Here is an 18,620-nt window from a genome sequence, read left to right on the forward strand (position 1 = left end):
CCCCGACGAGGGCCGGCGCCTCAGGCCGCGGCCTCCGGGCGTCTCCTAGGAGGGCTGGACGACGTCGGCGGGCGTCCCCAGGGCGACCGCGCCGGGTGCGAGGTCCCGCAGCACGAGCGCGCGCGCACCGACGAAGGCACCGTCCCCGACCGTGACCGCCCCCAGGACGGTCGCATGCGTACCGAGGTAGACCCCGTTCCCGATGACCGGGGCGCCCGGCGCGGGGTAGGCGGCACCCGCCGCCGAGTACGGGGCCATGACGACGTCGTCACCGAGGACGGCACCGGAGACGACGATGACCCCCCTCCCCCCGTGGGCGAGCACCAGGCGCCGCCCGCACGCGATGGCCCCGGGCACCTCGCAGCTCAGCGCCAGTCGGGAGAACGCCACGAGCGGGAGGGACAGGACCCGGACCAGTGCCGCCGCGGGGCCGGCCGCCCGGACCCCGAACTGGTGGAGGCGGAAGACCGCGACCGCGACGACGCTGAGCAGCCCGCCGCGTCGGCGGTTCACGCGGGCGTCCTCGACCATCCAGACCAGGAGTTCGCCGAGGCTCGCGGGATGGGTCGCGGTCATGAGGGCTCCTGCTGCCGGGGCGGTGCGGACGGTGACGTGGGCACCGGTGCGGCGCCCACGGGGCGAGGGGTCGCCGGACGGAGGGAGGGACGTGGCGGGCGGCCGGGGGTGCGGGGGCCCCACCTGCCCCGCCGCACGGCGGCCTGGGCGTCGTCGGGGCACGGCGGGCCGGCGGCCCGGCGGTCGAGGCCCATCGCCACCGCCAGCACGATGGTGGCGAAGACGTTGTTGAACGCCGAGACCGACAGCCCGCTGACCGAGATCAGGGCGAGCACCGCCAGCGTGTCCCGCAGGCTCGTGCCGGATCGGCGCAGGCCCAGCCACAGCAGCGTGAGCAGCAGCACGAGCCCCAGGACGCCGTGGTCGAACAGCGCCCGCAGGAAGTACGAGTGGAGGATGACCGAGTAGCAGGTCCCCGGATCGGTCCGGCTGAACAGCAGTGAGTAGAACGACAGGCTCTGACAGGACCCCGGCGACAGCGGGGTCAGCGGGAAGGACCCGGTGAGGAACTCCCACAGCGGCCAGTCGCGCACCTCGTAGAGGAACGTGTCGAGGAAGTTCAGCCGGTCCAGCCGGGCCCCGCCGTCCACGGCCGCCCGGCTCGTGAACACCGTCAGGACCCCGTAGCCGACCACGGCCACGCCGGCCAGGTGGAGCGGCCAGGTCCGGTTGCTGGTGCGCACGTAGAGGAAGACGTAGACCACCAGCAACCCCAGCGCGGCACTGCGCGACCCGGACAGCAGCACCGTCATCGCCACCGCACCGAACAGCCAGTCCCGGCGCGCCCCGAGGTGCGGGTAGGCGAGCTGGAACAGGCCGAGCAGCATGATCAGCTCGAAGTTGTTCTCCAGGTACACACCCGGCCGGTCGTCGAGGCCGAGCGCCACCGAGTAGCCGTACTTCACGAGGAACGCCCCGACGAGGAACGTGGTGAACCGGGCCAGCCGAGCGCGGTCGAACACCCCCGCGCCGACGAGGGCTCCGAGCAGCACCAGGTAGAAGAACGACTTGTAGGCCTGGAGGAAGTCGGTGAGGCTCGCCTGGCTGTAGAGGGTCAGGAGCAGCGTCTTGACCACCACGTACGCGCCGGCGACGACGACCATGAGCTGCCCGACGGGCCGCATCCGGCGGACCGAGAGGGTGGCCACGGCGAGGAAGACCACCTCGAGCAGGTTCTCCGCGGGTGCGACGTTGAACTGTCCGGGCGAGGCCACCCCCACCAGCGCCAACAGTCCCAGTGCGCCGTAGAGCAGGCGCTCCACGGCGGCCGGCCGCGAGCGCTCGACGGACGGACCGCTCGCCGGGCCGGCAACGGAGCCCGGGTGTGGGCGACCGCGGGTCGGGGTCCGGGTCACGCCAGCTCCACCCCCACCCGTGCGGCGCGGTCCCGCGTGTTCTGCACGCCGACGGTGAGCACCGCCCCGTCGGCGCTGGCGGTCACGGTGAGCCGCAGCTGGCCCTCCGCGGCGCCGAAGCCGGCCCCGATGCGGTTCTCGACCGGGCCCAGCTGCACCCGGGCATCGCCGTCGTCCCGGGAGACCAGCAGGAGGGCCTCGGCCACGGCGCGCTCCCCGGTGTCGGGGTCCCGGGCGACCAGTCCCAGGCGGTAGGTGCTGCCCAGGGTCCCGGTCGGGAGGCCGTCGAGGTCGACGGTCACCGCCGCGGTGGCGCCGGGATCGAGGGACACCTCACCGGTCGCCACCCGGACGCGCGTACCGGAGACGTCCTGCACGCCACCGACGCCCAGGTTCAGCGCCGTGCTGGCGCGTGTCGCCGCCGCGCCGCGGGCGATCGCCACCGGCGACGTCCGCCCGGTCAGGTCGTTGCCGGTGTAGCCGACGTCGGTGCCCCCCTCCTCGCGGATGGCCACCGCCGGTGAGCGGTAGCCGCTCGCGCCGTCGTCGTCCCGGCCGGCGTTGGTGACCACCCCGGTGACGACCAGGGCCGTGCAGTCCCTCTGGAAGACGTGGCAGTCGTCCTCCGGCGCCTGCTCGGCCAGGCGGCCGTTGCGCCGCAGGACGGCGCCGACCAGCACGGTGTGCTGGCACTCGACGAAGCGGGCGCCGGTGCGGCCGTTGCGGTCCAGGACGCCCCCGAGCACCACGTTGTGCAGTGCCTGCAGGGCGTGGATGCCGTGCCCCTCGTTCCACTCGACCTTGTTGCCGAGGAAGCTGTTGTCGTTGGCGCCCGGCCCGAGGCTGATGCCGTCCCCGCTGTTGGCGTTGATCGCGCTGCCCTGGACGACGGAGTCGACCAGGTCCTTGATCCCGATGCCGTTCTCGTGCACCTGGCACTCGCTGAGCACGCTGCCGCTCACGTACGCCGCGTCGTAGCCCACGGAACCGCCGACCATGGTGACGCGCTCGAGCACCGCACCCACCCCGGCCGGGCGCACCGCCGGCTGCCCCTGGCCGCGGCCCTCCACGGCGACGTCGGCCACCCGGCCGAACTCGCCGACGGTGAGCACGGGCGCGGTCTGCTCGGCCCGCAGCGCGCGGAGCCGGGCGCCGGCGGCCGCACCGCCGGTGTAGGCGCGCGCCGACGGGCCGGTGAGCATCTGCCCGGCCCGCAGCACCAGGCCCTCGACGAGGAAGACCCCGGCGGGCAGCCACAGCCAGGCGCCCTCCGGCGCGGCGTCGACGAGGGCCTGCAGGCCCGCGGTGCTGTCGCCGTGTCCCGAGGGGTCCACCCCGGGCCCGGCGAGCACGACCGCGCCGGCCGGACCCGCGGCCGCCACTGCCGCACGGTCGCCTCGCGGCGCCACGGCGAAGCCGCCCACGGCCGCCGCTCCGACGAGCAGGCCACCGGTGACGAGACCGCGGCGGCCGACGGCACGGGACCGCGGGACGTCGTCGGACGCCGATGCAGCACCGGTGGCCGCGGCGGCGTCGACCGGCGCACCCGCCGGAGACGCGGGCTTCGTCATCGGGATCCCCCCTCTGTGGAACGGCGTGCTCCAGCGGGTCGGACGTGGACGGGGACGGTGGTCAGCGGTGCTCCGGGACCCGGCCGGTGAGCGCGACGAGCAGCCACGTCATGACCGGGTCCAGCGCCTCGGCGACGGCCTGACCGACCGCACGGTGGACGGTGTCCGGCTGGGCGATCGGGTCGCGCACGTCGTCGTCGGGGCCGCCAGGACGGCGGGCGCGCGCCGCGGCCAGCCGGCGGACCAGCGCGCGGGCCCGGTCCCCCGGCGTCGCGTCCTCGTCCGGCACGTCGGGCAGGAACGGCAGCAGGCCGGCCGCCTCGCGCAGGGTGAACGTGCGGGCGAGCGCACGCGGGGCCCGCGCCAGCACCTCCTGCCGGTGCTGGCGGGTCATGGCCAGGGTGAGGTCGGCGGAGACCGCCATGGCCCCGGTCAGCGGGCGGGCGCGGAAGCCGGTCGGGTCACCGCCCAGCTCCTGCAGCACGCGGGCGCTGGCCGGTTCCATGCCGCGGCCGGCCATCGCCTGGGTGCCCGCGCTCACGAGGTGCACGCTGCCGGCGGCGGCGCCGAGCGCCGCACCGACCCGCGCGCGGGCGAGGCGTTCGGCGATGGGGGAACGGCAGATGTTCCCGGTGCACACGAACAGGACGGTGAACTCCGGCCGGGTGACCGGAGGTGGCTGTTCCCCCACCGGCGCCGCGGACGTCACCGACCCCGCCCGGCAGGAGGGGCAGCCCGTCGCGACGGACCGGCCGTGGTCATGCCCGGCCCTCCACCGGCGCGCGGTCGGGCCCACCGACCACGGTCTCCTGCGCGGGTGCACCCGCCGCGGGCTCGGTGGCGACGTCGCGCTGCGAGGTCGACGAGGTGTAGCCGTAGTCCACGCCGTAGGCGTGGGCGTCGGCCAGGTCGTCGGTCAGCGGCACCATGGTCAGGACGACACCGAACGTCCGGGCGCCCACCGTGTCGAGCGCCGCGGCCGCCTCGGCCACCTGGTCCCCCGTGGTCCGCCCGTGCCGCACCGACAGCAGCACGCCGTCGACCAGGGTGGCGACCCCACGCGCGTCGGCCACCGGCAGGAGGGGCGCGGCGTCGACCAGGACGTAGTCGTTGTCGCTGCGCAGCTTGTCCAGCAGCACGGCCATCTGCTCGGAGCCGAGCAACCGGGCCGGGTTGGGCGGGGTCGGACCGGCGGCCACGACCCGGAGGCCGCCGTCGCCGTAGGACTGCACGACCTCGTCGAGGGCGGCGTTCCCGGCCAGCACGTTGGTGAGCCCCACGCCGCCGACCAGCCCCAGGTACTCGGTGACCCGTGGACGGCGGAGGTCGGCCTCGACCACGGTGACCCGGGCCCCCGCGTCGGCGAGGGCGATGGCGAGGTTGACCACCGTCGTGGTCTTGCCCTCGCCGGGGACGGAGCTGGCCACCATGATCACCTTGGGCGGGGAGTCCACGTCCAGGTACTGCAGGCTCATCGCCATCTGGCGGTACTGCTCGGCGGTCCGGGCGCCCGCGTGCTCGATCGTGTGCTCCCGCTCCAGGACCGGATCACGGAAGACGATGCCGGCCACCGGAGCACCGGCGAGCTCCTCGGCGCGGTCCTTGTCCCGGACCGTGCGGTCCAGCAGCGCCCGCGCGACGGCGGCCGCCGCGCCGAGCAGCAGACCCAGGACGGCGCCGAAGAGGGTGTTCCGGGCGGCCAGGTCCGGCGCCGCGGCATTCCCGGGCCGGTCGGTCACGGCCACCGTGACCGGGGCCGCGTCGGTCCCGGCGGCCTCGAGCTCGGTCACCAGCGCGGGGAACTCGTCGGCGACGGCCGCGGCGATCCGCTCGGCCACCTCACGCGACTGGTCCGTGACCGTCGCGTCGATGAGGACGGTGCCGGTGACGGTGCTCGCGGACACGTCCGCGGCCACCTGCGCGGGGGTCAGGTCGAGGTCGACCGCGTCGACGACCCGCTCCGCCAGCTCCGCGCCGGACAGCAGCTCCGCGTAGGAGGCGACCCGTTGCTGGGCGAACTGGCCACCCTGGAAGGCGTCGGTGGTGGACGCGGAGTCCGTCGTGGACACGAAGAACTGCATCCGGACCGAGTAACGCGGTCCGATGAGCGACGTCCCGACGAGTGCGATGACCGCTCCCAGGACGACGCCCGCGGCAATCCACCTCCACCCCCGACGCAGCGCGGACCACACGGCTCTCGGTTCCACATCTCCCCCGTTCTCAAAGCGTTCGGAGTGCCGCCGAGAATGTCGGCGAAATCCTCCGGTGTGACAGCGTGCCACGGGCGCGAGAATGCGCCCGTCCTCATTCCCCGGAGTGCCACACGAATGGGTGAGGCGGCGGGGACCGCACTCAGCCCGGCGTGCCGGCCGACGCCGGCACGGGGCCGGGCCCGGGGGTGGCCCGGCGGGAGAGCCGCCTGACGCCCACCCACTGCGCGGTGAGCGCACCCACCTGCGCCAGGAGCACCGCGGCCGCTCCACCGGCCGCACCGCAGACGTGCGGCAGTGACGCGACTCCGACGATCGCGACCGAGCCGCCGACCACGGTGCTGCGGAGGATGACGTCGGTCCGGCCCGCCGGGGCCAGCACGTCGAAGGTGATCGCCGACGACAGCGACCACAGCGCCAGAGCCGCACCGAACAGCAGGCTCACCAGGTGCCCGACCTCCACCGCCCCGGCGAACAGCCAGCGGTCCACGACCGGCAGACCGACGGCCACCCCGGCTCCGACCAGCAGACCGGCGCAGGAGGTGGCGCCGACCGCCAGGCGCATGCGTGTGGCGACGCCGCCCCGCGGCGCCTCGGACACCCACCCCTGGAAGGCGTTGTAGATCGGCTGGATGCCCGACTGGGCCAGACGCTGCACCCGGTCACCGGCCGTGAAGACCGCCAGGGACGCCGGTGCGACCGCGGCCATGATGCTGGTCGGGACGGAGGCCACCGCGGCCACGACGGCGTCGGTCGCGGCCGCGGTCCGTTGGTCGCGCAGCGCGGCCACGGCCTGCGCCCAGGTCCCCCGGGAGAACGAGACCTCGCTCAGTCGGACGGTCAGCCAGCCGATGGCGGCGACCTGCCCGAGGAGGAAGACGACCGGGTACCAGAGCGGGTTGCCGCTCACCAGGGCGCTCAGCGCCGCGGTGAGTTGCACGACCAGCCGGGGGACCGTCTCGTACCGCGCCGCGTGCCCGGGACGCCCGGTGCCCACGAAGAACCAGTAGGCCGACATGCCCCAGGTGCCCAGAGCGACCGCGGTCAGCGCGGCCAGCAGCCGGCGCCCGTCCGGGGCGAGCAGGGCGGCGGCGACGGCGGCGACGGGGAACAGCACGGCACCGACCAGCAGGCGCGACAACGTGCTGACCCACAGCAGGCGGGCCCGGGCCCCCGCGTCGAGGCCCACCACCCTGGTCGGTCCGACGAAGCCCCACCCGTACTGCAGGACGGTCGCGATGCCGGTGCCGAGCGCCTGACCGAGCGCGACGGCGGCCCAGCCCTCCGCGCCGCCGACGGCGGAGATCACCGGGATGACGGTGAGCGAGCCCAGCAGCGAGATGAGTGGGAGACCCGCGAACGAGGTCAGCCGCCCCCAGGGCAGGGCCGACGCACGCCCCTCGGTGCCGGGAGTGCGTCTCCCTGCCGGTTCAGAGGGAGCAGCCATGTGCCTCGGCCAACTCCGTCCACGCGTCCGCGGTCGCCTCGATGGAGTACCGGTCGACATAGCCCTGCATGTCGTCCAGGCCGGGTGTGCCCTCCAGCTGCGTCGCCCGCTCCTTGACGGCGAGGGCCAGCCCGGCCGGGTCCCCGGCGGGGAACAGGCTCAGGATCTCCGGCCGGTCACCGAGCAGCTCGACCATCTCCGTGGGCCCGGAGGCCGCGGCCGCCAGTACCGGCACCCCGACCCCCATGGCCTCCAGCAGGACGAGTCCGAGGGCTTCGGAGTGCGCGCCGTGGACCAGCAGGTCGGCGTCCCGGACGAGCTCGTAGGGACGGGGGTGCCCACCGTGGGTGCGCACCAGCACCGGCCCGTCGGTGGGCAGCGAGTCGAGCCACCCGCGCAGCGGGCCCTCCCCGACCACGTGCCACTCGACCTCGAGACCGCTGGCCAGCAACCCCTCGTAGACCACGTCGAGCCCCTTGAGCGGCACCAGCGACCCGACCGTGGCGACCCGCAGCGGCCGCAGCCGCGGCGTGACGGGGGCCGGGTGCAGAGCGGCGGCGCGCAGCGCCTGCAGGTCCACGGCGGGGCTGATGACCTGTGGCCGCGTCTCGAGTCCGTAGACGCGGACCATCGCGTCAGCGACCCGGTTGGTGTTGGCCACGACGACGTCCTTGCGGCGGAACACGCTGCGCACCAGCCGCTGCTTGGTCCGGCCGAGCCGGATGAAGCGGGCGTGCTCGGAGGGGTCGAGGTCCTCGTAGTAGACGAACGTGAAGCCCTCGTCCCCTCGCCGCTCGGCCAGGGCGCCGGCCAGGATGCTCGACCACAGGTGGAGCGCGACCAGCGACTTCTCGCCGTCGCGGAACCGCTCGTCGAGCATCCTGCGGAGTCGCCGGGCCACCAGCGGGGTGCGCAGGTGGTCGTCCAGGCCCAGACACTCGACCTGGACACCCGGGTCCAGCGCGTCGAGCAGGCCACCGACCTCGTCGTGCAGGACGACGGCCGCGCGGCCGTGACGGCGGTGCACGACGTTGGACAGCAGCACCGTCTGCCGCTCGGCACCGCCGTAGCGCAGGTGTGGCTGCACGCTGATGAGCACGGGTCCCCCTGTCAGGCCGCCGGGCGGTGGACAGCGGACGAGCGGCCGGACCCCGCCGCACGCAACGCCCGGCCCCCGAGGCCCATGACGTAGTCGGTCAGTTCACCGGCGGCGCGCGTCGCCCGGACGGCGTCGACGGTGTAGCGCCGCCAGAGCCGCCTGGGCTCCCGACACAGCCGCACCAGCCAGTTCAGCCGGAGCGGGTACGCCCAGCTCGGGTAGTAGTCCCCGCCGGCGTACTGGTCGAGCCATCCCCCGCAGGTCGCGACCAGGACGCCGGGCGTCCGCAGCTGCAGGGCGTAGAGGTCCTGCCTCGGCGCTCCCAGGGCGACGACGACCAGGTCGACGCGCGCCTCCTGGAGCTCCTGGCGCAGCTGGTGCGGCTCCGGCAACCCCGAGTACCCGTCCCGCGTGAGCACGACCCGGTGCCGGTACTCGCTCTCGATCCGCGCCACGACCGCCGCCAGGGTCTCCGGGGTGGAGCCGACCAGCGCGATGCGCAGCGGCGCGCACCTCGCGAGCACGACCGGGAGCAGCAGGTCCGCGCTGGTGCGAGGCACCTCGGCCCTGACGATGCGCGACAGGAAGACGCCGTCCAGGCCCAGGTAGTCGAACTCGTCGAGCGGGACGCCGGCGTGCAGGGCCTGCAGGGCGCTGTAGTGGTTTAGCCACGTGAGCACGCCTCCGGCACGGGTGCGCAGGGCGTCGGTGACGACGTCGGCGAACGAGACGGGCGGGACCTGGCCGTCGCCGGCGGCCGGCGGCGCCTGCACGGAGGCGCTCACGGCTGGGCCGGGGCGGGGCCGATGGCGCGGGCGGGGAGCCCGATGGCGAGCTTGCCCGGGGGGACGTCCTTCAGCACGAGCGCGCGGGTCCCGATGAACGCTCCCTCGCCCACCGTGAGCTCGCCGATGACACTGACCGAGGCGCCGATGTACACGCGGTCACCCAGCGTGGGTGCACCCGGCACGGGGTAGGCCACCCCCAGGCCCGAGTAGGGCCCCATGACGACGTCGTCGCCGATGACGGCGTTCGGGACGATGATCACGCCCCGACCGCCGTGGGCGAGGACGAAGCGTCGCCCACAGGCGAGCGCACCGGGCACCTCGCAACCGAGCAGCAGGCGCGAGAAGGCGAGCAGCGGCAGGGAGAGCAGGCGGACCACCGACGCGGCGAGACCGCGCCCGCGGACGCCGAACTGGTTGAGCCGGAAGATCGCCACGGCGACGACGCTCAGCGTGCCGCCTCCGCGGGAACGGTTCACGACGGCGTCCTCACGCATCCACTCGACGAGTTCCCGGAGGTTCCTGGGATGGGTGGCAGCCATGTGACGTCCTCACTCATACGCATGTCCACGACCACGGGAATGAGCGTCCGACCATTTCAGTGGAATGGCTGACACCCGATGAGGTCACGACGACACTAGGGCGGTCGACTGCATTTCCAGCGGGCCTGCGGCGATGCCCACCCCCTTTTTGGGTAGGCGCTCCGAGAAACGGCGCCCCATTCAGCGCCGGACATCCAGGAAGCGCACGAGCCCCCTCCCGGGTGGGAGGGGGCTCGTGCGCTCATGGGGCCCGGCCGACGGGCGCTGCTCAGTCCGTGACCGCCGCCTCGGTCTCGTCGAGGCGGGCGTCGGGCTGGTCCGCCGTGGCAGGGGCCGGCTCGACCGGGGGTCCGTCCAGCGGCGCCGTCGCGGGCCCCGACGGCGCCGCCTCGGGGACAGGGGACTCCGCGGCTCCCGCGGCACCGGCCGCCGGGTCACCGGTCGGTGCGCTCGACGACGTCGCCGTGGTGGGGGACGCCGTCACGGCCGGCTCGGCGCCCCAGGCCTCCACCTCCGCCAGACCGACGTTGCCGGTCCAGGTACCGACCGAGGTCACGGTGATCCGCAGCGAGGTGGTGCTGCGGGCGGGGAAGGTGACCGTCACCGCGCCGCCGGCGTTCTCGAGCGCTGGCACGGCCACCGTCGACCCGTCGGAGAACGTCAGCGTCGCGCCCGTCACCTGGTCGTACTCGTTGGGCCGGTCGTAGAGCACGACACCGTTGAGCTCGACCTCCGAGGCCCAGCCGAGCTGGAGCCAGGCACCCGCGCCCTCACCGGCACTCGCCCACTCCGCGGTGTGGTCACCGGGGTAGCCGTCGACCACACCGTCGACCGCCTTCGTCGCCGTCTGCCCGTCCCAGGTGTTCTCCGACGACGCGGTCACCGTCGCCGACCCCGCCACGTCCGCACCGGACGGCAGCGCCGGCTCCGGCTCGGTCGGCGTGGGCTCGGCCGGCTCCGGCTCGGTCGGCGTCGGCTCGGTCGGCGTCGGCTCGGCCGGCGTGGGCTCGGCCGGCGTGGGTTCGGTCGGCTCCGGCTCGGTCGGCGGCGGCGTGACGACCGTCGAGGTGCTCCACGCGTCGACCTCGGCGAGACCGACGTTGCTGGTGTACGCGGACACGGAGGTCACGGTGATCCGCATCCAGGTGGCCGTGCGGACCGGGAACGTGACCGTCACGGCGCCGCCGGCGTTGTCCAACGACGGCACGTTGACCGTCGACCCGTCGGAGAAGGTCAGGGTCGCCGCGGTCACCTGGTCGTACTCGTTGGGCCGGTCGTGGAGCACCACGGCGTTGAGCTCCACCGCGGACGCCCAGTCCAGCTGCAGCCAGGCCCCGGCCCGCTCACCGGCACTCGCCCACTCCGCGGTGTGGTCACCGGGGTAGCCGTCGACCACACCGTCGACCGCCTTCGTCGCCGTCTGCCCGTCCCAGGTGTTCTCCGACGACGCGGTCACCGTCGCCGACCCCGCCACGTCCGCGCCGGACGGCACGGCGGGCTCCTCCACGGGCGGGACCGTGCCCCAGGCCTGCAGCTCGGCGATGCCCACGTTGCTCGTGGTCCCGCTGACGGCGGTCACACCGATGCGCAGGGACGACGTGCTGCGGGCGGGGAAGGTGACCGTCACCGCGCCCCCGTCGTCGTCCAGCGAGGGCACGGCCACCGTCGACCCGTCGGAGAACGTCAGCGTCGCGCCCGTCACCTGGTCGTACTCGTTCGGCCGGTCGTAGAGCACGACACCGTTGAGCTCGACCTCCGAGGCCCAGCCGAGCTGGAGCCAGGCACCCGCGCCCTCACCGGCGCTGGCCCACTCCGCGGTGTGGTCACCGGGGTAGCCGTCCACCACACCGTCGACCGCCTTCGTCGCGATCTGGCCGGTCTCGGCGTTCTGCGACGACGCGGTCACCGTCGCCGTCCCCGCCACGTTGGTCCCGGTCGGGATCGACGGCTCGTCAGGGGTGTCGGTGTTGACGTGCTGACGGACCAGCCAGTCCCCGGAGCTGCCGTAGGCGCACTCCTCGGCGCTCAGGCACGAGCCGGGGTCGTGGGGGGCGTAGGCGAAGAAGGCCGCCATCTTCGCCTCGAGATCGCTGCCCTCGACGTTCTCGGGCAGGGCCGTGGTCGTGTACCCCAGGTACCCGGCGAAGCGTGCCGAGGGCGCGGCCGCGGCGTGGGCCTCGGCGACGAGCCGGCCCACCGCGTGGTGGTCGCTGTGGTCACCGTCGCCGTACTCGCCCTCCTCGTCCAGCGTCCGGACCGCGCTGGGCGCCGACGCGGCGATGATGGCGCCCAGGGTCGCGACCACCTGGTCGCGGGTGTACCGCTGCACGGGGACGTCGAGGGTCTCCAGCGCGTCAGCGGTGCCGAGCTCGAGCTGCTCCAGGCTCCGGTGGTCCGACCGCGCGCTGCCCGCGCCGTCGACGTAGCCGTCCGGCAGCCGGAGGAAGTACAGCTGCACCGTCGGCCGGGCGGTGAGGGTCGCACGGGTGACCGACCTGCCCGCGAAGGTGACGCGGGCCGTCGTCCACTCGGACGCGACCCCGGCCATCTGCGCGTAGGCCGCCTTGACCCCCGTCTCACGCCCGACGTAGTAGGCGTCCTCGCCGCCGGCGTCGCCGGAGGTCACGTAGACCGTCGCGGAGCAGCCGCCCGAGGCGATGGTCCGGAGGACGTCCGGGTTCATGAAGAACAGGTCGTCGTCCGGGTGGGCGACGACGTTGACCGACGACTCCGCGCACCCGGCTGCGGCCGATGCCGGGGACGCCACGAAGGTCATCGCCGTGGCGGCCAGCACGGCGATGCCGGCGAGCAGTCGACGCCGGCCGTGGTGCCGGCGCTGAGGCGAGTCGACGCGGACGTCGCGGGAGTTCAGTGGACGCAGGAGCCGCGACAGGGTCACGAGCCACCCCTTCTGGACGGGTATCGCAGGTCTGGGAGGTCAGGGCGAGCGGGAGCGCCGAGGCAGGAGGACGTCACTGCCCCGGGTGGAGCCGGGAGCTGGCGTCGCGCTCCGCGGCGCGACGCACGGGCGTCGGCTGTGCGGTCGCGGACCGGGCGTCAGTAGGCCCCGGACCGGCCGAGGACGGCGCGGACGGTGCGGGCGAGGATCAGCAGGTCCATGGCCAGCGACCAGTTCTCCACGTAGCGCAGGTCCAGGCGCACGGCCTCCTCCCAGGGGAGGTCACTGCGGCCGGAGACCTGCCAGAGGCCGGTGAGGCCGGGCTTGACCAGCAGCCTGCGGTGCACCGAGGTGTCGTAGCGGGCGACCTCGCCGGGCAGCGGCGGCCGCGGCCCGACCAGGGACATCGACCCGCCGAGCACGTTGAACAGCTGCGGCAGCTCGTCCAGCGACAGCCGGCGCAGCAGCCGCCCGACCGGGGTGACCCGCGGGTCGGACCGCATCTTGAACAGCAGGCCGTCGGAGATGTTCTGCGCCATCAGGGCGTCGACCTGGCGGTCGGCGTCGACGACCATGCTGCGGAACTTGAGCATGGTGAACGACCGGCCGTTCACCCCGACCCGCTCCTGGCGGTACAGGACGGGGCCGGGGCTGGTCAGCTTGACGGCCGCGGCGATGGCGAGCAGCACCGGGGCCAGCAGGACGACGGCGAGCCCGGCGGCGGCGCGGTCGAGGCCGCCCTTCACCACGCGCCGCCAGCCCTCGAAGCGCGGCTGCTCGACCGAGAGGAGGGGCAGCCCCTCCAGCGGACGGATGTGCAGGCGCGGACCGGCGACCTCGATCAGGCCCGGGGCGACGAGGAGCTCGATGCCGGTGCCCTCGAGCTGCCAGGACAGCTGGCGCAGGTACTGCGCCGCGGTCTCGCTGGCGGAGGTGACGGCGATGGTGTCGGCCTCCAGCCCCGCGGCGAGGGCGACGACCTCGTCGAGGGTGCCGACGGGGAGGGCGGATGCGCCGGCCACCCGCTCCCGGTCCGCCGGGGGCACGCAGGTGGCGACGACGTCCAGACCGGCGAACTGCTGGCGGCGCAGCCGGTCCACCAGCTCGAGGACCGCCGTCCCCCGGCCGACGACCACCACCCGCTTGGTGCACCGCCCCTGGGCCCGCAGGCCGCGCAGGGTGCAGCGGGCGGCGAACCGGCCGAGCAGGGTGCCGAGGGTGAGGACCGGCACGGCGACGACGACCAGCGCGCGGCTCAGGTCGAGGCCGGCGGCGTAGGAGACGAAGCCGGCGACGGCGAGCAGCAGGAACCCGGCCTTGCCGACGGCGCGGTACTCGTCGCTGCCGGTGCCGAAGACCCGCTCGGCGTGGGCGCCCGTGGCCCGCAGCAGCATCGGCCAGGCGGCGACGAGCGCGACGGCGGCCCAGAACAGCGCGGTGTCGGGCGCGGACCCCGTCGAGTGGCTGGCGAGTACCGCGGTCGCGGCCACCAGGGCGGCCAGCACCTCGAACACCGTCAGGACGGCGGAGTACCGACGGACCCACGCCGGCGGACCCGATCGCGGCCGCAGCCGCGGCGGAGTGTCAGCGGCTGGCAGCCGGGACGCAGTTCCCAGCCTGACGCTGGTGTGGTCGAGCAGCACGGTTTCCCCCGAACACGCGTGACATTCTGTAGCCGACGTCACTCGGGCAGGGGGAGGCGACAACTCCGTCACCAGGATGTTCCCCCCACCGGCGGCGCACGGCGTCGGGAGAACCATCACAGAGCGTCATGAGCAGGGTCAACGCCGGGCGGGCGCATTCACCCGAAGGGAGCGGCGGGACAGCCGCCGGTCACCGGTTCGCGCGACGCGTCAGGTGCGCGGGTGGACGACGTTCTGCGCGGCCTCGAGGCCGCGGGTCAGCAGCTCCTCGGCTGCGTCGGCCGCCTCGGCGAGGAGCAGGTCGAGCTCCTTGCGCTCGGTGGCGGAGAAGTCCTTGAGCACGAAGTCGGCGGGGTCCTGCCGGCCGGGCGGGCGGCCGATGCCGACGCGCACCCGGAGGTAGTCCTTGGTCCCGGTGGAACGGGTGATCGAGCGGAGCCCGTTGTGGCCGCCCTCGCCGCCGCCGCGCTTGAGCCGCACGCTGGCGAAGGGGATGTCGAGCTCGTCGTGCAGCACGACGAGGTCGGTGGGCGGGATGGAGTGGTAGTCCAGCAGGCTCCGGACTGGGCCACCGGACTCGTTCATGTAGCTGGTGGGCCGGGCCAGCACGACGCGGCGGCCGGCCAGCCGGCCCTCACCGAGGAGGGTCCGGGCCCGCTTGCCCTTGCCGGGAGAGAGCCGGATGCCGGCGCGGTCGGCGAGCACGTCGAGCACCATCGCGCCCACGTTGTGCCGGTTGCCCGCGTAGGAGGGGCCGGGGTTGCCGAGACCCACGACCAGGAAGGGGCCCTCGGACACCGACGAGCCGGGGGCGCCGGCAGTGCCGGCGCCCCCGTTCGTACCGGAGCCGGTGCTCAGGGCTGGACGCCGGTGTTCTCGCCGGCGTCGGCCGGGACGGCACCCTCGATGTCGGAGGTGGCCTCCTCGACGGACTCGGCGGACTCCTCGCGCTCGATGCCGGCCTCGGCCTCGGCGGCCTCGAGCTCGGCCTCGAGGGCCTCGGCGGTCGGGGCACCCAGGAAGCCGATGACGAGGGCCTCGGCGTCGGTGACCAGCGTCGCGCCGCGCGGCAGCACGAGGTCGCCGGCGGTGATGTTCTGGCCCGCGGTCCGGCCGGTGATGTCCACCTCGATGGACTCGGGGAGGTGCGTGGCCTCCGCCTCGATCGAGACGGTGTTCAGCTGGTGGTTCGGGATGGAGTCCACGCCGGGCTCACCCACGACGACGATCGGGATGTCGACGGTGGTCCGCTCGCCGCGGCGGACGAGCAGCAGGTCGACGTGCTCGTGCTGGCGGGTCAGCGGGTCGCGCTGCACGGCCTTGGTGAGCGCGAGCTCCTCCTTGCCGTCCAGGACGATCGTGAGCAGGGCGTTGGCGCCGCCGTTGCGCAGCGCCGCGGCGAACTCGCGGGCCGGCAGGGACAGGTGGACGACGTCCTGGCCGTGCCCGTAGAGGACGGCGGGGACGCGGCCGGCCCGGCGGGTGCGGCGGGCACTGCCCTTGCCGAACTCGGTGCGGGCCTCGGCGACGAGGCGGAAGTCAGCCACGGTGGTGTGCTCCTCGGAGAGGTGGTCGGTGTCGCTGGCCGGCGCGCGGCGCGGCACACCCCGACCGGGGCACACGCACGTCGATCACGGAGTACGGACGGGCCGTCTCCCTCGCCGGGCAACCGCCTCAGCGTACCCGACGGGCACGGTGGCACTCCTGCGGTGCCGGTGCCGCAGCACCACGGGGGCGGGCAGGACACCGCAGGAGCCGCCGTCCGCACCTCCGGGGGACGCGGCCGCGCCTCCACCGCGGACGTCACCTCCCCGGGAGGTGCACCGTCAGGAGGCGCCGTCGAAGAGGCTCGTGACCGAGCCGTCCTCGAAGACCTCCTTGATCGCCCGCGCGAGCAGCGGGGCGATGGAGAGGACGGTGAGCTTGTCGAAGTGGCGGGCCGGGTCGATGGGCAGCGTGTTGGTCACGATGACCTCGCTGACCCGGCTGTTCTTCAGCCGGTCGACCGCCGGCCCGGAGAGGACGCCGTGGGTCGCGGTGACGATGACGTCGGCGGCGCCGGCCTCGAAGAGGGTCTCCGCCGCCTTCACGATCGTGCCGCCGGTGTCGATCATGTCGTCGACGAGGATGCAGACCCGGCCGGCGACCTCACCGACGACGCGGTTGGCCACGACCTCGTTGGCGACCATCGGGTCGCGGGTCTTGTGGATGAAGGCCAGCGGGGTGCCGCCGAGCTTGTCGGTCCACCGCTCGGCGACGCGCACCCGGCCGGAGTCCGGCGAGACGACGGTGATGTCGCGGTCGCCCCACCGCTCGCACACGTGCTTGACCAGCAGGTCGAGGGCGAACAGGTGGTCGACCGGCCCGTCGAAGAAGCCCTGGATCTGGGCGGTGTGCAGGTCGACGGTCATCAGCCGGTCGGCGCCGGCGGTCTTGAACAGGTCGGCGACGAGGCGGGCGGAGATCGGCTCGCGGCCGCGGTGCTTCTTGTCCTGCCGGGCGTAGGGGAAGAACGGCGCGACGACGGTGATCCGCTTGGCCGAGGCCCGCTTCAGGGCGTCGACCATGATCAGCTGCTCCATGAGCCAGGTGTTGATCGGCGCGGTGTGGCTCTGCACGACGAACGCGTCGCAGCCGCGTACGGACTCCTCGAAGCGGACGAAGAGCTCCCCGTTGGCGAACTCGTACGCCGCCGTCGGCGTCGGGGTCACCCCGAGGTGGCCGGCGATCTCGTCGGTCAGCTCCGGGTAGGCCCGGCCGGAGAACAGCATCAGGCTCTTGCTGGTGGTCTGCCGGATGGCGCTCATCGGCTCAACTGCCCCTAGTGGTCGTCGTCTGGGGGAACGGGCCGTCGCCCGGCCTACTCGGACGCCTTCGTTCGAGTGTCGGCCGCGCCGGCGGCCTCCGCATCCCCGGCCGCCTCCGCGGCCTTCGCCGCGGCCGTCCCAGGACGCCGCCGGCGCACCCAGCCTGCCACATTCCGCTGGGTGGCCCGCGCCACGGCCATGGCCCCCGGCGGGACGTCGGAGGTGATCACGGAACCGGCCGCGGTGTAGGCGCCGTCGCCGACCGTGACCGGGGCCACGAGCATCGTGTCGGAGCCGATCCGCACGTGGTCGCCGATCGTCGTCCGGTGCTTGGCGACCCCGTCGTAGTTGACGAAGACCGTCGCCGCGCCGATGTTCGCCCCCTCCCCGATGGTGGCGTCGCCGACGTAGGACAGGTGCGGCACCTTGGACCCCACACCGACCTCGGCGTTCTTCGTCTCGACGAAGGCCCCCACCTTGGCGCCCCGGGCCAGCCGGGTACCGGGCCGCAGGTAGCTGAACGGGCCGACGGTGGCCTCCGGGCCCACGACGGCGCCCAGCACGTGCGAGCGGAGGACCGAGGCGCCCTCCCCCACCTCGGTGTCGCGCAGCGTGGTGTCCGGGCCGACGACGGCGCCGGTGGCCACCGACGTCGTCCCCTGCAGCTGGACGCCGGGCTCGAGCACCGCGTCGGGGGCGACCGTGACGGTGACGTCGACCCAGGTGGTGGCGGGGTCGACGACGGTGACACCGGAGCGCATCAGCTCGTCGAGCACCCGGTCGTTGAGGGTGCGCCGTCGGGCGGCGAGCTCACGGCGGTCGTTGCAGCCGAGCACGTCGTCGGGGTCCTCGGCGCGCACCCCGCCGACCCGGCCGCCCTCGGCGACGAGCAGACCGAGGACGTCGGTCAGGTACTGCTCGCCCTGGTCGTTGTCCTCCCCGAGAGCGGCCAGCACGCGGCGCAGCGCGGCCGCGTCACCCACGTAGACCCCGGCGTTGATCTCCCGGATCGCACGCTGCTCGGGGGTGGCGTCCCGCTCCTCGACGATGGCCCGCACCGCGCCCTCGGCGTCCCGGACGATCCGGCCCAGCCCGGTGGGGTCCTCGACCTCCGCGGTGAGGACGGTCAGCACGTTGCCGGCGGTCCGGTGGGTGTCGACCAGGGCGGTGACGGTCCCGGGGCGCAGCAGCGGCGCGTCCCCGTTGACCAGCAGCACCGCACCGTCGATCGACGGGACGGCGGCCAGCGCGACCGCGGCGGCGTGCCCGGAGCCGCGCTGCTCCTCCTGCACCACGGGCCGGGCGCCGGGGGCGACCTCGGCGAGGTGCTCCTCGACCGCCGCGCGGCCGGCGCCCACGACGACCACCGTGTGCTCGGCGCCCAGCGGCGCGGCCGCGGCCAGCACGTGGCCGAGCATGCTGCGGCCGCCGAGGGTGTGCAGCACCTTGGGCAGGGCCGACTTCATGCGCGTGCCCTGCCCGGCGGCGAGGACGACGACGGCGGCGACGGACGGCGGGGTGGGAACGGTCACGGGTCTCCTCGTGCCTAGGCTCGGACGGCGTTGCTGGGGGACTCGGACTCGAACCGAGACTTCACGGCTCCAAAGGCCGGCGGGCTGCCGATTACCCCATCCCCCACTGCGGGCGTCACCGGCGCTGCGGCGGCGCGGACACCGGTCGGCGTCC

General features: G+C 74.4%; 15 protein-coding genes and 1 tRNA gene. All 16 read right to left on the bottom strand.

Annotated elements, in window-relative coordinates:
• Nucleotides 1–45 precede the first annotated feature (45 nt).
• Nucleotides 46–576 carry a hypothetical protein gene (locus ACI79E_RS00475; protein ID WP_456930578.1) on the bottom strand — a complete coding sequence of 177 codons (531 nt, stop codon included), beginning with the start codon at nucleotides 574–576 and terminating at the stop codon, nucleotides 46–48.
• Nucleotides 573–1,838: a hypothetical protein gene (locus tag ACI79E_RS00480; RefSeq protein ID WP_456930579.1), complete on the bottom strand. Its 1,266-nt coding sequence runs from the start codon at nucleotides 1,836–1,838 to the stop codon at nucleotides 573–575. The genes ACI79E_RS00475 and ACI79E_RS00480 overlap by 4 nt, the downstream gene beginning before the upstream one ends.
• 89 nt (nucleotides 1,839–1,927) lie before the next feature.
• Complete coding sequence (locus ACI79E_RS00485) at nucleotides 1,928–3,502, bottom strand: right-handed parallel beta-helix repeat-containing protein (RefSeq protein WP_456930580.1); 1,575 nt, start codon at nucleotides 3,500–3,502, stop codon at nucleotides 1,928–1,930.
• Nucleotides 3,503–3,563: 61 nt separating this feature from the next.
• The gene (locus ACI79E_RS00490; protein ID WP_456930581.1) at nucleotides 3,564–4,142 is read right to left on the bottom strand and encodes an arsenate reductase/protein-tyrosine-phosphatase family protein; all 579 of its coding nucleotides are present in this window, start codon (nucleotides 4,140–4,142) and stop codon (nucleotides 3,564–3,566) included.
• A 118-nt stretch (nucleotides 4,143–4,260) separates the two neighbouring features.
• Nucleotides 4,261–5,583 carry a polysaccharide biosynthesis tyrosine autokinase gene (locus ACI79E_RS00495; protein ID WP_456930582.1) on the bottom strand — a complete coding sequence of 441 codons (1,323 nt, stop codon included), beginning with the start codon at nucleotides 5,581–5,583 and terminating at the stop codon, nucleotides 4,261–4,263.
• 271 nt (nucleotides 5,584–5,854) lie between these two features.
• A complete protein-coding gene (locus ACI79E_RS00500; protein ID WP_456930583.1) occupies nucleotides 5,855–7,021 on the bottom strand; it encodes a hypothetical protein in 1,167 nt (388 codons plus the stop codon).
• A 121-nt stretch (nucleotides 7,022–7,142) separates the two neighbouring features.
• Nucleotides 7,143–8,258 carry a glycosyltransferase gene (locus ACI79E_RS00505; protein WP_456930584.1) on the bottom strand — a complete coding sequence of 372 codons (1,116 nt, stop codon included), beginning with the start codon at nucleotides 8,256–8,258 and terminating at the stop codon, nucleotides 7,143–7,145.
• A gap of 11 nt (nucleotides 8,259–8,269) precedes the next feature.
• The gene (locus ACI79E_RS00510; protein ID WP_456930585.1) at nucleotides 8,270–9,043 is read right to left on the bottom strand and encodes a WecB/TagA/CpsF family glycosyltransferase; all 774 of its coding nucleotides are present in this window, start codon (nucleotides 9,041–9,043) and stop codon (nucleotides 8,270–8,272) included.
• Nucleotides 9,040–9,585 (bottom strand): serine O-acetyltransferase, encoded by a 546-nt coding sequence (locus ACI79E_RS00515; RefSeq protein WP_456930586.1) that lies wholly within the window; start codon nucleotides 9,583–9,585, stop codon nucleotides 9,040–9,042. The genes ACI79E_RS00510 and ACI79E_RS00515 overlap by 4 nt, the downstream gene beginning before the upstream one ends.
• 268 nt (nucleotides 9,586–9,853) lie before the next feature.
• Nucleotides 9,854–12,484, bottom strand: a complete 2,631-nt coding sequence (locus ACI79E_RS00520) for a DUF7402 domain-containing protein (protein WP_456930587.1) — start codon at nucleotides 12,482–12,484, stop codon at nucleotides 9,854–9,856.
• A 158-nt stretch (nucleotides 12,485–12,642) separates the two neighbouring features.
• Complete coding sequence (locus ACI79E_RS00525) at nucleotides 12,643–13,998, bottom strand: sugar transferase (protein ID WP_456930588.1); 1,356 nt, start codon at nucleotides 13,996–13,998, stop codon at nucleotides 12,643–12,645.
• Between the two features lie 339 nt (nucleotides 13,999–14,337).
• On the bottom strand, nucleotides 14,338–14,925 hold the full coding sequence (gene pth / locus ACI79E_RS00530; protein WP_456930589.1) for an aminoacyl-tRNA hydrolase: 588 nt from the start codon (nucleotides 14,923–14,925) through the stop codon (nucleotides 14,338–14,340).
• A 56-nt stretch (nucleotides 14,926–14,981) separates the two neighbouring features.
• A complete protein-coding gene (locus ACI79E_RS00535; RefSeq protein ID WP_456930590.1) occupies nucleotides 14,982–15,674 on the bottom strand; it encodes a 50S ribosomal protein L25/general stress protein Ctc in 693 nt (230 codons plus the stop codon).
• Nucleotides 15,675–15,953: 279 nt separating this feature from the next.
• Nucleotides 15,954–16,934, bottom strand: a complete 981-nt coding sequence (locus tag ACI79E_RS00540; RefSeq protein WP_456930591.1) for a ribose-phosphate diphosphokinase — start codon at nucleotides 16,932–16,934, stop codon at nucleotides 15,954–15,956.
• A 53-nt stretch (nucleotides 16,935–16,987) separates the two neighbouring features.
• On the bottom strand, nucleotides 16,988–18,466 hold the full coding sequence (gene glmU, locus ACI79E_RS00545; RefSeq protein ID WP_456930592.1) for a bifunctional UDP-N-acetylglucosamine diphosphorylase/glucosamine-1-phosphate N-acetyltransferase GlmU: 1,479 nt from the start codon (nucleotides 18,464–18,466) through the stop codon (nucleotides 16,988–16,990).
• 33 nt (nucleotides 18,467–18,499) lie between these two features.
• Nucleotides 18,500–18,572, bottom strand: a tRNA-Gln gene (locus ACI79E_RS00550).
• Between the last annotated feature and the right edge of the window lie 48 nt (nucleotides 18,573–18,620).

This window comes from Geodermatophilus sp. SYSU D00079 (genome assembly GCF_054050635.1).

Coding starts and splice junctions, on each gene's coding strand:
- ACI79E_RS00475 (WP_456930578.1), bottom strand. CDS start 576: ATGACCGCGACCCATCCCGCGAGCCTCGGCGAACTCCTGGTCTGGATG.
- ACI79E_RS00495 (WP_456930582.1), bottom strand. CDS start 5,583: ATGCAGTTCTTCGTGTCCACGACGGACTCCGCGTCCACCACCGACGCC.
- ACI79E_RS00540 (WP_456930591.1), bottom strand. CDS start 16,934: ATGAGCGCCATCCGGCAGACCACCAGCAAGAGCCTGATGCTGTTCTCC.
- ACI79E_RS00515 (WP_456930586.1), bottom strand. CDS start 9,585: ATGGCTGCCACCCATCCCAGGAACCTCCGGGAACTCGTCGAGTGGATG.
- ACI79E_RS00485 (WP_456930580.1), bottom strand. CDS start 3,502: ATGACGAAGCCCGCGTCTCCGGCGGGTGCGCCGGTCGACGCCGCCGCG.